The organism is Allorhizobium sonneratiae (assembly GCF_023700755.1).
Taxonomy (GTDB): Bacteria; Pseudomonadota; Alphaproteobacteria; order Rhizobiales; family Rhizobiaceae; genus Allorhizobium; species Allorhizobium sonneratiae.
Map to the genome: position 1 here is coordinate 114,364 of NZ_JAMKOJ010000005.1, position 14,806 is coordinate 129,169.

Consider the following 14,806-nt stretch of genomic DNA (forward strand, 5'->3'; position numbering starts at 1 on the left):
GTCAATCATGGTGCATTACGTTGAAAGCGTCGAGATTGCGGCTGAAATTCTGAAGGGCAGCAATCGGGTGATGGTGGTTGGGTGCTCTGGCGGGGGGAAAAGCACTCTGTCCATGCGGCTCTGCAAGCGATTTTGTCTCGATTTTATCTCTATGGACCGGGACTTTTTCTGGTTGCCCGGCTGGAAGGCCCGTGCCCGCGAGGAGCAACGGGCGCTCATCTCCCAAAAAATCACGCAAGAGCGCTGGTTGATGGATGGCAGCAATCCATCCAGTTTTGATCTGCGTTTGCCAAGGACGGATATTGTGCTTTGGGTGCGCATGCCGCGATGGCTTTGCCTGCTGGGTGTTTATCGTCGTTCGATGCAAAATTATGGCAAAACAAGGATTTCGATGGCCGCAGGATGCGTCGAGAAATGGCCGGACAGAGAATTTCTCTCCTACATCTGGAATTTTGAGCGCAAACACGCCCCCATCTTCATCCGCAATTTCGATCTTTACGGCCCGCATGTGCCGGTCTTGGTGTTAAAATCGCGTCGGGATGTGGCGCGGCTCCTTGATCTTGTCGATGCGTCTGATTAAGTCGATTTCATGCCCAAGTTCGAAACCCGCCGCATCGTCAATCACTCGCCCGACCGTATGTATGATCTGGTCGCGGATATCGAGCGCTATCCGGAATTCGTGCCGCTTTGTGAGGAACTGACCATCCAGTCGAAAAAGGAACGGGATGGCAAGACCCTGCTGATCGCTCATATGAGCGTCGGCTATAAGGCGATCCGCGAAAGCTTCCTCTCTCAGGTTTTGCTTAAGCCTGCGGAGCGGGTGATCGAGGTGAAATATCTCGAAGGCCCGTTCAAATATCTCGACAATCGCTGGCGCTTCGAGGAGGTCGACGGGGACAAATGTGCCGTCACCTTTTTCATCGATTACGAATTCAAGAGCCTTATCCTGAGCACGCTGATGGGCTCGATGTTCGACCGGGCGTTCCGCATGTTTTCCGAGGCTTTCGAGAAGCGGGCGGATGCGGTTTATGGGGCGTCCTGAGCGGCTTGTTTCACCATCTCCAGCGCGGTTTCAAGCGTCGCCAGCCGCACGCCCTCACGCCCCAGATCACCATAGCGCATTTGCCGGTGCAAAGTTGAGCCCTTGCGGCTCATGGCTGCGAGATGCACCAGTCCCACAGGCTTTTCCGCCGATCCACCACCCGGTCCGGCAATGCCGGTCACGGCAATGGAGATCTCAGCGCCGGAACGGTAAAGCGCGCCTTGTGCCATGGCGAGCGCCGTCTGCCGCGACACAGCGCCGTGAGTTTCAAGGGTCAGGGCAGGCACGCCCAGCATGTCCATCTTCGCCTGATTGGAATAGGTGACATAACCGCACAGCACCACAGCGGAAGAGCCGGAAATCTCGGTCAAGGCGCCTGCAATCAGGCCACCGGTGCAGGATTCTGCGGTGGCGATGGTCAGGCCGCGCCGGGTGAAGTCTTCAATAATGGCCTTGGCGACGGTTTCGATCTCTGCGGCAAACAGGCTCATGCGGGTTTGCCCTGATAAACCACCGTGGCGGTGGCAATGGCGGCAATGCCCTCGCGGCGACCGACAAAGCCGATCTTTTCATTGGTCGTCGCCTTGACCGAGCAGCGCTCCAGCGCAATGCCGAGGATTTCGGCGAGCTTTTCCCGCATGGCCTGCCGATGCGGGCCGATTTTCGGCGCTTCGGCGATGATGGAAACATCGGCATTCATGATCGTGCCGCCGGCATCGCGGACGATTTTTGCCGCATGTTCGAGAAAGATGCGCGAGGGCGCGCCGCGCCATTGCGGATCGGACGGGGGGAAATGATCGCCGATATCGCCTGCGCCGCAGGTGGCCAGCAGCGCGTCGGTCAGCGCGTGCAGGGCGGCATCGGCATCGGAATGGCCTTGCAGCGCCTGATCATGGGCCATGAAAATGCCGCAGAGCGTAACGCCGTCGCCGGGGATCAACGGATGCACGTCATAGCCATTGCCGGTGCGCACATCCGGCAGCAGGTTTTGCGAAAGACGGGCATCGGCCATGGCGAGATCTCTTTTCAGCGTCAGTTTGACATTGTCGGGTGAGCCTTCAATGAGCTTTACCGGAATGCCCGCCCATTCGGCAATGGCGGCGTCATCGGTAAAATCATGGCGACCGCTCCCTGCCGCCTGTTCATGGGCGGAAAGAATGGCGTCATACACAAAGCTCTGCGGGGTCTGTGCTGCATAAAGCTTCTGGCGCGACACCGTGTCTGCCACGAAACCCTCATCGCTTGCCCGCTTCAATGTGTCGGTGACCGGGATGGCAGGCAAAACAGCCTGGGCGCCTGCGGCAAGCGCTTGCAGAATGCGCTCCAGCATAGGCTGGTCGAAGAAGGGGCGCACGGCATCGTGGATCAGCACATGGTCCGGTTTCACATCGCTGAGCGCCTTCAAACCAGCCAGAACCGATTGCTGCCGTTCCTTGCCGCCATGGGTGACAATCAGGCCATCGCGCAGCTCAGGATAGGGTGCAAGCGCCTGCGCCAGAAGCGCTTCGTCATCGGCGTGAATAACCAGGGCAATCGTCGCATCCGGCAGAAAATCCCGATAGCGCAACAGCGTCTGCACAAGAACCGGCTTGCCGCCGATCTGCCGATATTGTTTCGGCCCTTCGCTCGATGAGCCAGCGCGTTCGCCACGGCCCGCGGCCACAATGACAATGGCGGTTGATCTTGCATCTTCCTGTCTTTTCTTCACTGTTGCGCCTCGATATAGCCATGACAGCCATGGTTCCTATCGTCGGTTTTGCCCATTTTCCAGCACCTGCCTAAAATTTCTCTGAAATCGGTCCGGAAGACCTTGGCAAGGGAGATGTTTTGTGTCTAAAAATCAGGCAAATTGATCAAATGCTTGAAAGATAGCCATTGCCATCCATGAGTCTTGAGAAAAGCTTTGCCATTGGGCCGGTTGCCATTCGCAATCGGGTCGTGCTTGCGCCGATGTCGGGCGTGACCGATCTGCCGTTCCGGCAACTGGCCTTCCGTTTTGGTGCGGGGTTGGTGGTGACGGAAATGGTGGCCAGCCGCGAGCTGGTCTTCAATGCGGCGGAAAGCTGGTCGCGGCTCAAAGGGGCGGGGCTCTCGCCGCATATGGTACAGCTTGCCGGGCGCGAGCCGCACTGGATGGCGGAGGCGGCGAAAATCGCCGAGGCCAATGGCGCCGATATCATCGATATCAATATGGGCTGTCCGGCCAAGAAGGTCATCGGCGGCTATGCCGGGTCTGCGCTGATGCGCGAGCCGGAGACGGCACTGGCCATCATTGAGGCAGTGGTGAAGGCGGTCAGCGTGCCGGTCACTGTGAAGATGCGGCTTGGCTGGGACGAGCAGTCGCTGAATGCGCCAGAGCTTGCCGCCCGCGCCGAACAGGCAGGCGTTCAGGCGGTGACGGTGCATGGCCGCACGCGGATGCAGTTTTATGAAGGCCGGGCCGATTGGGATGCGATTGCCCGCGTGCGTGAGGCCATTGCCATTCCGCTGATTGCCAATGGCGATGTCGCTAGCCCTGAGGATGCAGAGATGTGTTTACGCCGCTGCGGCGCCGATGCGGTTATGCTTGGCCGTGCCTGTCAGGGGCGCCCCTGGCATGCGGGTGTCCTGGCGGGGCATAAGGCACCCGACCCGATGGATATTCCCGCCATCGCCGTCGAACATTACCGGCTGATGATGGCGCATTACGGCGAGGCTGTCGGTGTGCGTCATGCCCGCAAACATGTCGGCTGGTATCTGGAACGCCATGGCGTGGCGTTGTCACCCGAAGAAAAGGCACAGATCATGACATCGCATGATCCTGAAGCCGTGGCGGAAAAACTTTACGCAGCGCTGCATCAGGCGTCGCTCCGTGACATGGAGGAGGCAGCCTGATGAAAGAGGGCGCAAGCGGCAATGACATGGCCATGGCCATGCTCAACGCCATACAGAACCCGGTGGTGATGGTCGATGCCGAAGGGCTGATCGTCTTTGCCAACTGGGAAGCGGAAGCCTTTTTCGGCGCAAGCGCCAGCCATCTGGCCCGCTACAAGATTTCTACCTTCATTCCCTTCGGCAGTCCGCTTCTGGCACTGATCGATCAGGTGCGCGAGCGCCGCGCCCCGGTCAACGAATACCGGGTGGATCTGAGTTCACCGCGGCTCGGTCAGGACAAGCTGGTGGATATTTATGTTGCTCCGGTGATGGGGGAGAGCGGTTCGGTTGTGGTGGTGTTTCAGGAACGCTCCATGGCCGACAAGATTGACCGGCAGTTGACCCATCGCGCCGCCGCCCGCTCGGTCACCGGCCTTGCCTCCATGCTGGCGCATGAGATCAAGAACCCGCTCTCGGGCATTCGCGGTGCTGCCCAACTTCTGGAAAGTTCGGTCTCGCAGGAAGACCGGGCGCTGACACGGCTGATCTGCGACGAAACCGACCGTATCGTCTCGCTGGTCGACCGGATGGAAATCTTTTCCGACGAGCGTCCGGTAGACCGCATGGCGGTCAACATTCATTCCGTGCTCGACCATGTGAAGGCGGTGGCCAAGGCCGGCTTTGCCCGCAATGTGAAGATCACTGAAAATTACGATCCCTCGCTGCCGCCGGTCTATGCCAATCGCGATCAGCTGGTGCAGGTCTTTCTCAATCTGGTGAAAAACGCCGCCGAGGCCGTTGGCGACCGGGCGGATGGCGAAATCCAGCTCACCACCGCTTATCGTCCCGGCATTCGCCTTTCTGTCGCCGGATCGCGGGAAAAGATTTCGCTGCCGCTTGAATTTTGCGTGCATGACAACGGTCCCGGCGTGCCGGCAGACCTGCTGCCGCATCTTTTTGATCCCTTCATCACCACCAAGACCAATGGCTCCGGCCTTGGTCTTGCGCTGGTCGCCAAGATCATCGGCGGCCATGGCGGTATTGTCGAATGTGACAGCCAGGGCAGCCGCACCACCTTTCGCGTGCTGATGCCGGTGTCGCGACAAACTGCCGACGACAGCGAAGACATTGTCCGATCCACAGGAAAATCCCGATGAAAGCCACGATCCTCGTCGCCGATGATGATGCCGCCATCCGCACCGTGCTGAACCAGGCGCTGAGCCGTGCTGGCTATGATGTGCGCATCACCTCGAATGCCGCGACACTCTGGCGCTGGATTTCCGCCGGCGAGGGCGATCTGGTGGTCACCGATGTGGTCATGCCGGATGAAAACGCCTTCGATCTGTTGCCGCGTATCAAGAAGGCGCGGCCGGAGCTTCCGGTTCTGGTGATGAGCGCCCAGAACACCTTCATGACCGCGATCCGGGCTTCTGAAAAAGGCGCTTACGATTATCTGCCCAAGCCTTTTGACCTCACCGAACTCATCGCCATCATCGGGCGTGCGCTGGCCGAACCGCAGAAAAAGCCGAGCCGTCTGGGTGATGACATGCAGGACGGCATGCCGCTGGTCGGACGTTCCGCTGCCATGCAGGAAATCTACCGGGTGCTGGCGCGGCTGATGCAGACCGACCTGACGCTGATGATCACCGGCGAATCGGGCACCGGCAAGGAACTGGTCGCGCGCGCCCTGCATGATTATGGCAAGCGTCGCAACGGACCCTTCGTGGCCATCAACATGGCGGCCATTCCGCGCGATCTGATCGAATCGGAATTGTTCGGCCATGAGAAAGGTGCCTTCACCGGCGCCCAGACCCGCTCAGCCGGTCGTTTCGAGCAGGCCGAAGGCGGCACACTGTTTCTCGACGAAATCGGCGACATGCCGATGGACGCCCAGACGCGGCTGTTGCGCGTGCTGCAACAGGGTGAATATACCACCGTTGGTGGCCGAACTCCGATCCGCACCGATGTCCGCATCGTCGCCGCCACCAACAAGGATCTGAAACAGTCGATCCATCAGGGCCTGTTCCGCGAAGACCTGTATTACCGCCTCAATGTCGTGCCGCTGCGCCTGCCGCCACTTCGGGATCGTGCCGAGGATATTCCTGATCTTGTGCGCCATTTCATCCAGACCGGCGAGAAGGAAGGGCTGGATGCCAAGCGTTTCGAGCAGGAAGCGCTGGACCTGATGAAATCCTATGCCTGGCCGGGCAATGTGCGCGAACTGGAAAACCTGGTGCGCCGTCTGATGGCGCTTTACCCGCAGGATGTCATCACCCGCGAAATCATCGAGCAGGAACTGCGTTCCGATATTGCTGACAGCCCGATGGCCAAGGCTGGCACCGCCAACGGCTCGATGACCATTGCCCAGGCGGTTGAGGAAAACATGCGCAGTTATTTCGCCTCTTTTGGCGACAATCTGCCGCCGCCCGGCCTTTATGACCGGGTTCTGGCGGAGATGGAATATCCGCTGATTCTCGCAGCCCTTACCGCAACCCGCGGCAATCAGATCAAGGCTGCCGATCTTCTTGGCCTCAACCGCAACACTTTGCGTAAGAAAATCCGCGAGTTGGGTGTCTCGGTCTATCGCAGTTCCCGCAGCGCTTGACATCGCTGCCCCGGGCGTTGCAATTTCGCCACAATGTGTTGCTCAATGGCAACCAGCGACATGGTTATACGAGCCATGCGCCTTGAGGAAGGCACATGATCGATTGTCGGTTGGGCGAGGCCGGGGAAATAGAGACAGGCATCGTCCGACGGCGCGGGGGTAGGGGCTGCGCTATCAAAGACGCCCTGGGGAACGATATATCATGAGACGACGCCATTCGGCACGACAGTCCGAACAGGAAGCAGCCGCTGCCCTGATGCAGGAACGGCAGTCGGTCTTTGCCGTGCCGGGGCTGGTTCTGGCTGGCGGCGCGTTCGTCTGCGCTGTTCTCACCCTGCCGATCCTTCTGGGCCTGACGCCGATTGCCCCGACCTCTCAGGTCCTGATCGGTTCGGCTGTGATCAATTCACTCTTCGTCCTCGGTCTGATGTTCCTCATCGGCCGAGAGGTCAGCCGTCTGGTCAAGGCGCGCCGCAGGGGGCGTGCGGCTTCAAGGCTGCATGTGCGCATTGTGGTGCTGTTTTCCATTGTGGCGATCACACCTGCCATCCTTGTCGCCATCTTTGCCAGCATCACCCTGAATGTCGGTCTAGACCGATGGTTTTCCATCCGCACCCAGGCCATCGTTAATTCCTCGATGAATGTTGCTCAGGCCTATATGCTGGAAAATGCCAGCTATTTGCAGGGCCAGACCATTTCCATGGCCACGGATCTGGAGCGCAACCGCGCGCTTTATTATCTCGACCGGGCCGGTTTCGTCGATTTGATGACACGGCAGGCCAAGGGGCGCGGGCTTCTGGGCGCGTTTCTGGTGCGCAAGGATGGTTCGGCCATCGTGCAGGCGGATATCAAGACGGAAAAGCCGCTGCCCGCCATTCCCAAGGACGCGCTGGAAAAGGCCGCCGCCGGCCAGCCGACCCTCATTCCGCCGGGGGTGACCAATCTCGTCGGGGCGATCATCCGGCTTGAGGCGATCAATGGCGCGTTTCTCTATACCGTGCGCGCTGTCGATCCCAAAGCGATGACCGCCATGCGGGAGATGGAAGACAACACCATCGAATACAAATCGATGGAAAAGGGCCGGACCACCTTGCAGATTGCTTTTGCCGTTCTCTATCTCGGCTTTGCGCTGATCGTGCTGCTGGCTGCCATCTGGACGGCCATTGCCGTGGCGGACCGGATTGTCCGGCCAATCCGGCTTCTGATCGGTGCTGCCGATAATGTTGCCTCGGGCAATCTCAATGTTGTCGTGCCGGTGCGAACCGCAGACGGGGATGTCGGCAGTCTGGCGCGCACCTTCAACAAGATGATTTCGCAGATCAGAACCCAGCGCGATGAAATTCTTGATGCCAAGGATGAGGTCGATGATCGTCGCCGCTTCATCGAGGCTGTGCTTTCGGGCGTCACGGCGGCTGTGATCGGTGTCGAGGATGATGGTCGAATCACCATCGTCAATCCGTCGGCGGAGGTGTTCCTGGCGCGCGGCCATGACAGTCTGATCGGTGAACGGCTGGAAACGATCGCGCCGGAGATCAACAGCGTCTTTGCCGAAGCAGCCATTCGCCATCGCGGCAATCTGCGTCAGCAGATCAATCTGGTGCGCGGCGGCAAGGAGCGCAAACTCTCGGTGCAGGTGACGCGCGAGGAAGCCCGCGACGCGACCGAATCCTATGTCATCACCCTGGATGACATTACCGATCTGGTGATTGCCCAGCGCTCGACCGCCTGGGCCGATGTGGCGCGGCGCATTGCCCATGAGATCAAGAACCCGCTGACACCGATCCAGCTTTCGGCGGAACGATTGAAACGCCGTTTTGGGCGCCAGATTGATGACGCCGACCGCCCGGTTTTCGACCAGTGTACCGACACCATTGTCCGTCAGGTGGAGGATATAGGTCGCATGGTGGATGAATTCTCCTCCTTTGCCCGCATGCCGAAGCCGGTGAAAAAAAAGGCCGACCTGCGCGATGTGCTGAAAGATGCCGTCTTCCTGCGGGAAATGGGCGATACCGGATGCAGCTTCATTCGTGATGTCGGCGATGAGCCGCTGGAAGGCTCGTTTGACGAGCGCATGCTGGCACAGGCTTTTGGCAATCTGATCAAGAATGCGGTGGAGGCCATCGAGGCCGTGCCGGACGATCAGCCGAAGCGGCCGGGACGCATCTGGGTCAGAGCCGGTGCGGATGAGAGCCGGGACAGTTATGTTGTTGATGTCATCGACAATGGCAGAGGACTGCCCGTCGAAAACCGGCATCGCATTCTCGAACCCTATATGACGATGCGGGAGAAGGGGACGGGTCTCGGTCTCGCCATCGTCAAGAAAATCATTGAAGAACATGGCGGTCAGCTTGAATTGCACGACGCACCGGCTGATTTCGACGACGGACGTGGCGCGATGATTCGCGTGATTCTGCCGAAAACGGCCGATGCCGCACTGACTGCCGAGGAAAATGGTAAGGAAGCAGCCTATGGCCTCTGACATTCTTGTTGTCGACGATGAAGCGGATATTCGCGATATCGTCTCGGGCATATTGAGCGATGAAGGACACGAAACCCGTACGGCTTTCGATGCCGATAGCGCGCTTGCGGCGATTTCCGACCGGGTGCCGCGGCTGATCTTTCTCGATATCTGGATGCAGGGTAGCCGTCTCGACGGTCTGGCGCTGCTGGATGAGATCAAGACACGCCATCCCGAAATTCCCGTGGTGATGATTTCCGGCCATGGCAATATTGAAACGGCGGTCTCGGCGATCAAGCGCGGTGCTTTCGATTTCATCGAAAAGCCGTTCAAGGCCGATCGGCTGATCCTGATCGCCGAGCGGGCGTTGGAAAACTCCAAGCTGAAGCGGGAGGTGTCCGAGCTTAAGCGGCGCGCCGGAGAAACCAATGAACTGGTTGGCACCTCTGTCGCTATTTCCCAACTGCGCCAGACCATTGACAAGGTGTCGCCCACCAACAGCCGGATCATGATCGTCGGCTCCTCCGGCAGCGGCAAGGAGCTGGTGGCGCGGATGATTCACAAAAAATCAACGCGGGCAAATGGTCCCTTCGTCACCCTGAATGCCGCCGCCATTACCCCGGACCGTATGGAGGTGGCGCTGTTCGGCACCGAGGGTGGCCCCGGCCAGGCACGGCGGATCGGTGCTCTGGAAGAGGCGCATCGCGGCATTCTCTATCTCGATGAAGTGGGTGAAATGCCGCGCGAAACGCAGAACAAGATCCTGCGCGTGCTGGTCGATCAGCAGTTCGAGCGCGTCGGCGGCTCGAAGCGGGTCAAGGTGGATGTGCGCATCATCTCTTCAAGCGCCTATAATCTGGAAAGCATGATTGCCGAGGGCCGGTTCCGTGAGGATTTGTTTCATCGGCTGGCGGTCGTGCCGGTCAGGGTGCCGCCGCTTTCGGAGCGGCGCGAGGATATTCCCTTTCTCGTCGATATGTTCGTCAAGCAGATTTGCGATCAGGCGGGCATTCGTCCGCGCCGCATTGCCGACGACGCCATGGCTGTGCTGCAGGCGCATGACTGGCCGGGCAATACGCGGCAATTGCGCAACAATATCGAGCGTCTGCTGATTCTGGCTCAGGGCGATGGCAATGATCAGCCGATTACAGCCGATATGATGCCGAGCGATCTGGGCGAAATGCTGCCGAAAGTCTCCGGTCGCAATGATTATCAGATCATGACCCTGCCGCTGCGTGAGGCGCGGGAAATGTTTGAGCGGGACTATCTGATTGCCCAGATCAACCGTTTCGGCGGCAATATTTCCCGTACAGCGGAATTTGTCGGCATGGAACGCTCTGCCCTGCACCGCAAACTGAAATCGCTTGGCGTGTAATATATCTATCGCATTTCAGCCGGTTTGCAGATTGCGGAACGGTTGGCAATTTGATACCACACTATATCTCAAGGGGCAGCGGGACGTAACGTCCGGAAAATCAGATAGAAAAGTGAAACCGGCATCCCCGGCCGGCAAGAAAGAAAGAAGCGGCGCCATGGCGGAACGTTCTCAGAATTTGCAGGACCTTTTTCTCAATACGGTTCGCAAGCAGAAGATCTCGCTGACCATTTTCCTGATCAACGGTGTGAAGCTGACCGGCGTGGTCACCTCCTTCGATAATTTCTGCGTTTTGTTGCGCCGGGACGGTCATTCCCAGCTTGTCTACAAACACGCGATTTCGACCATTATGCCGGGCCAGCCGATGCAGATGTTTGAAACCGAGGAAAGCGCCGCCTGATTGTCAGGCTCAAGGTGGGTTTATGCATAAGCGCTTCCCCTTTCTTCGGATCGGGGAAGACTTTTGCGTTTGAGAGACAGGGAGAAAGATCATTTCCAGCCGGGACACGAGTTCTGAGTCCATCATACCGGAGAGCGAAAAGCACCGCGACGACATGCGCGCGCTGGTGTTGGTGCCGGTGCTGAAACAGGTCAGGTCGCAGGATAAATCCGGCGATGGGTTGCGCGCGCCTGAACGAAGTCAGGAAAGCCGTCTGGAAGAGGCCATCGGCCTTGCTCGCGCCATCGATTTGGAGATTGCCGAGGGTTTGATCGTCGCCGTCAATCAGCCGCGCCCGGCCACGCTGATCGGCACCGGCAAGATGGATGAAATCAAGGCCAGGCTGGACGCGGAAAATGCCGGTCTGGTCATTGTCGATCATCCCTTGACCCCGGTGCAGCAACGTAATCTGGAAAAGGAATGGAACGCCAAGGTCATCGACCGCACCGGCCTCATTCTGGAAATTTTCGGCCGCCGCGCCTCCACCAAGGAGGGCACGCTGCAGGTTGAACTGGCGCATCTGAATTATCAGAAAGGCCGTCTGGTCAGAAGCTGGACCCACCTTGAACGTCAGCGCGGTGGTGCAGGTTTCATGGGTGGTCCCGGTGAAACCCAGATCGAGGCCGACCGGCGGCTGTTGCAGGAGCGCATTCTGCGGCTCGAGCGCGAGCTGGAACAGGTGGTCAGAACCCGTCAGTTGCATCGCGCCAAGCGCCGCAAGGTGCCGCATCCGATCGTGGCACTGGTTGGCTATACCAATGCCGGAAAATCGACTCTGTTCAATCGCATCACCGGGGCAGGTGTGCTGGCCGAAGATATGCTGTTCGCCACGCTCGATCCGACGCTCCGGCGGATGAAACTGCCGCAAGGCCGCACGGTCATTCTCTCCGATACGGTCGGATTTATTTCTGATCTTCCCACCCATCTGGTTGCCGCCTTCCGCGCCACGCTGGAAGAGGTGCTGGAAGCCGATCTGATCCTGCATGTCCGTGACATGTCCGATGCTGATAATGGCGCGCAGGCTGGTGATGTTCTGCGCATTCTCGATGATCTCGGTATCGATGAGAAAGAACGGTCGGAGCGGATTATCGAGGTCTGGAACAAGATCGACCGGCTGGAGCCCGAAGCCCACGACGCCGTGGTGCAGAAAATTGCCGGGAGAGAAGACATCATCCCGGTTTCTGCCTTGAACGGCGAAGGTGTCGACGATCTGATGGCGCTGATTTCAAACCGGCTGTCCGGGGTTTTGACCGAAGCGACGATCACCATTCCGCCGGATAAGCAGTCGATTGTTTCCTGGGCCTATGAAAATGCCGTTGTCGATGGTCGGGAAGATCACGATGACGGTTCTGTGAGCCTCGATGTGCGGCTGACGGAACGGCAGGCCAATGAACTGGAACGAAAGCTCGGGCAACAACAGGCGCGGCCAAAGGAAGACTGGGAGCGGGATTAACCTATCGAGCGAAACCTGTTGAGCGGTTTCCTGATCAAGGCAATTGTGCACAAAGTAATTGAAATAACTCTGCAACGGCATGACACGGGGTCGCACGAAATAAGCCGAACATGAAAGTCAGCCACGATGACCACGATATGTGAACAATCCGCAGATACGGGATTTTCCCCTTACACGTCTGGCAAGGTCTTTGCCGTCGCCCCGATGATCGACTGGACGGATACGTTTTGCCGCCGGTTTCATCGGTTGTTGACGCGCCATGCGCTGCTTTATACCGAGATGATCGTGGCGGATGCCATCCTGCATGGCAAGCGTGACAAGCTTTTGAGTTATGATGCCAGCGAGAATCCGCTGGCGCTGCAACTGGGTGGTTCGGACCCGGTCAAGCTGGCAGAAGCGGCAAGAATTGCGCTCGATTACGGCTATGACGAGATCAATCTCAATGTCGGCTGCCCTTCAGACCGGGTGCAGGCGGGCACATTTGGCGCCTGTCTGATGCGCGAACCGGAAACGGTTGAAGCCTGTGTCAAAGCGCTCAAGGCTGTTTCCAGCGTAGCAGTCACCGTGAAATGCCGGATCGGGGTGGATGATCAGCAGCCGGAAGCGGTCCTGCCGGATTTTCTGCGGCGCATGACCGGGGCGGGCGCGGACGCGATCTGGATTCACGCCCGCAAAGCCTGGCTGCAAGGTCTTTCGCCCAAGGAGAATCGGGAAATCCCGCCGCTGGATTATGACCTCGTTCACGCGATGAAACGGGAAAATCCCGATGTCTTTTTGGGGATCAATGGCGGTATTGCCAGTATGGAGGCCGTCAGGGCTCATCTGGCGGTCATGGATGGTGTCATGGTTGGCCGGGCTGCCTATAACAATGCCACGCTTTTGACCACGGTCGATAGCGCCGTCTATGGCGAGACAGCCCGGCCAGTCGATTGGGATGGGGTGCGTGATGCCATGATGGAGCATGCGGCGCGCCACATTGCCGAAGGCGGGCGGCTGGTGCATCTCACGCGCCATATGGTCGGCCTGTTTCAGGCCTATCCGGGCGCGCGCCGTTTCCGCCAGATTCTCTCGGCTGATGCCACGCGACCGGGCGCTGGACCGGATATCATCGCGGCGGCCTTTGCGGCTGTCGATATCGACGCAGGCCCGAAACAGGCTGCCTGAAAAGCCTCCGGCATTCTTCCGCAATCTGCAAACGCCCTATTCTATAGGGCTATGCGTGCATTGGCATGTGTGAATAGCAGGCCGCGTTTGTGCTGTCATCAAACCCATATAGTCAGAAAATATGATCACAGACTGGGATATTGTATTGCACGGATAATTCTGAAAAATGTTTGATCGCAAAACGATAATATCGCTCGCCGTTTTGTCGGTCACTCAGATCATCGGCTGGGGAACTTTATCACTTCCTGCCGTGTCCGGCAGGCAAATGGCTGCTGAAACCGGGCTGAGCTTACCTGAGATATTCTCGGGAAACTCGATCCTTTATGTGGTAATGGGGATTTGCGCACCGTTTCTCGGCACATATTTCGTTAGATATGGTGCGCGCAGGGTCATGATTCTTGGCACAATGATCATGCTGCCCGGATATGTGTTGATCTCGCTTGCACATGGACCGGTCTTTTATCTTTTAGGCTGGCTCGTCTTAGGTGTCGGTGGAAGCGCTACTCTCACGACAGCCGCCTATATTCAGCTCAATGAGATTGCCGGTGCCAAAGCCAAGAGCGCCATCGGCGCTTTGATGTTGCTGACGGGGTTGTCCAGCAGCATCTTCTGGCCGATAAGCTGGACATTGTCCGAGCATTTTGGCTGGCGCGCCACAGCGCAGATGTTCAGCCTGACGCTTCTGGTTTGTTCGCTGCCTTTGTATCTCTTCTGCTTGCCGAAGTTTGAGAAGCCTGCCGGTCTGGCGGGAACACCCGTGCCCAGGAGAGATGTCACGGCACGCCGGTTCAACAGCGTCTTTGTTATGATTGTCAGCGCCATTGCGCTCAACAGTTTCGTCACGTTCGGCTTGGCGGCCATCATGATTGAGCTTTTGAAAGCAATCGGACTGTCGCCGTCAGAGGCAACCGCTTTTGGCTCTCTGCTTGGCGTGCTTCAGGTCTCTGCCAGAGGAATGGATTTTATCGGCGGTGGACGATGGGATGGCATTTCAACGGGGATTACAGGGGGATGTGCGCTGCCGCTTTCCATGCTGCTATTGCTTTTCGCGCCGCATACCCATGGCACGATTGTTGTGTTCCTGATTATTTACGGTCTTGGTAGCGGTGCGCTTGCCGTGGCGCGGGCAACCATTCCTTTGGTTTTTTACGAGAAAGCGGACTATGCGCAAGCCTCCTCGAAAATGGCACTGCCATTGAATATCATCAGCGCGCTCGCAGCGCCCGTTCTCATCGCTGTGTTGAGTTCTGTCGGCATCGCTGCCTTGCTGACACTGACACTTGCCTGCTCTTCAACAGCTCTTCTTCTGCTGCTGTTTTTGGCCAAAGCGCGCCCAGTCAGTCCGGTTTTAACCGTTTGACATAAAAATGGCGTCTGCGCGAACGCAGACGCCATCGAAATATTCAAATCTCGACGC

The 14,806-nt window shown here is 58.3% G+C and carries 13 protein-coding genes; 11 read left to right on the forward strand and 2 right to left on the reverse strand.

Annotated elements, in window-relative coordinates; all coding sequences use genetic code 11:
* Positions 1-7: 7 nt before the first annotated feature.
* On the forward strand, positions 8-580 hold the full coding sequence (locus tag NAC44_RS11075) for a P-loop NTPase family protein (protein WP_250940766.1): 573 nt from the start codon (positions 8-10) through the stop codon (positions 578-580).
* 9 nt (positions 581-589) lie between these two features.
* Complete coding sequence (locus NAC44_RS11080) at positions 590-1,042, forward strand: type II toxin-antitoxin system RatA family toxin (RefSeq protein WP_250940768.1); 453 nt, start codon at positions 590-592, stop codon at positions 1,040-1,042.
* Here the strand turns inward: NAC44_RS11080 and NAC44_RS11085 are convergent.
* The gene (locus NAC44_RS11085; protein WP_250940770.1) at positions 1,027-1,533 is read right to left on the reverse strand and encodes a CinA family protein; all 507 of its coding nucleotides are present in this window, start codon (positions 1,531-1,533) and stop codon (positions 1,027-1,029) included. The two genes, NAC44_RS11080 and NAC44_RS11085, sit on opposite strands and share 16 nt — an antisense overlap.
* Positions 1,530-2,750, reverse strand: a complete 1,221-nt coding sequence (locus tag NAC44_RS11090; RefSeq protein ID WP_250940772.1) for a bifunctional 2-C-methyl-D-erythritol 4-phosphate cytidylyltransferase/2-C-methyl-D-erythritol 2,4-cyclodiphosphate synthase — start codon at positions 2,748-2,750, stop codon at positions 1,530-1,532. The genes NAC44_RS11085 and NAC44_RS11090 overlap by 4 nt, the downstream gene beginning before the upstream one ends.
* Before the next feature lie 176 nt (positions 2,751-2,926).
* On the opposite strand from NAC44_RS11090, the gene dusB reads away from it, so the two are divergent.
* From dusB to NAC44_RS11135, 9 genes are all read left to right on the forward strand, one after another.
* Positions 2,927-3,916, forward strand: a complete 990-nt coding sequence (dusB, locus tag NAC44_RS11095; RefSeq protein WP_250940774.1) for a tRNA dihydrouridine synthase DusB — start codon at positions 2,927-2,929, stop codon at positions 3,914-3,916.
* A complete protein-coding gene (locus tag NAC44_RS11100) occupies positions 3,916-5,052 on the forward strand; it encodes a two-component system sensor histidine kinase NtrB (RefSeq protein ID WP_250940776.1) in 1,137 nt (378 codons plus the stop codon). The genes dusB and NAC44_RS11100 overlap by 1 nt, the downstream gene beginning before the upstream one ends.
* A complete protein-coding gene (ntrC, locus tag NAC44_RS11105) occupies positions 5,049-6,500 on the forward strand; it encodes a nitrogen regulation protein NR(I) (RefSeq protein ID WP_250940778.1) in 1,452 nt (483 codons plus the stop codon). The genes NAC44_RS11100 and ntrC overlap by 4 nt, the downstream gene beginning before the upstream one ends.
* Positions 6,501-6,756: 256 nt before the next feature.
* Complete coding sequence (locus NAC44_RS11110) at positions 6,757-8,979, forward strand: sensor histidine kinase NtrY-like (RefSeq protein WP_420839926.1); 2,223 nt, start codon at positions 6,757-6,759, stop codon at positions 8,977-8,979.
* Positions 8,969-10,333, forward strand: coding sequence for a nitrogen assimilation response regulator NtrX (gene ntrX, locus NAC44_RS11115; protein ID WP_250940782.1), 1,365 nt, complete (start codon positions 8,969-8,971; stop codon positions 10,331-10,333). The genes NAC44_RS11110 and ntrX overlap by 11 nt, the downstream gene beginning before the upstream one ends.
* Positions 10,334-10,490: 157 nt before the next feature.
* Entirely contained in the window at positions 10,491-10,733 is a 243-nt protein-coding gene (hfq, locus tag NAC44_RS11120; RefSeq protein ID WP_250940784.1) for an RNA chaperone Hfq, read from the forward strand.
* A 154-nt stretch (positions 10,734-10,887) separates the two neighbouring features.
* A complete protein-coding gene (hflX, locus tag NAC44_RS11125; protein ID WP_250940786.1) occupies positions 10,888-12,225 on the forward strand; it encodes a GTPase HflX in 1,338 nt (445 codons plus the stop codon).
* Between the two features lie 126 nt (positions 12,226-12,351).
* The gene (gene dusA / locus NAC44_RS11130) at positions 12,352-13,389 is read left to right on the forward strand and encodes a tRNA dihydrouridine(20/20a) synthase DusA (RefSeq protein WP_274706862.1); all 1,038 of its coding nucleotides are present in this window, start codon (positions 12,352-12,354) and stop codon (positions 13,387-13,389) included.
* Between the two features lie 166 nt (positions 13,390-13,555).
* Positions 13,556-14,749 carry an MFS transporter gene (locus NAC44_RS11135; RefSeq protein WP_250940788.1) on the forward strand — a complete coding sequence of 398 codons (1,194 nt, stop codon included), beginning with the start codon at positions 13,556-13,558 and terminating at the stop codon, positions 14,747-14,749.
* The last annotated feature ends 57 nt before the right edge of the window (positions 14,750-14,806 follow it).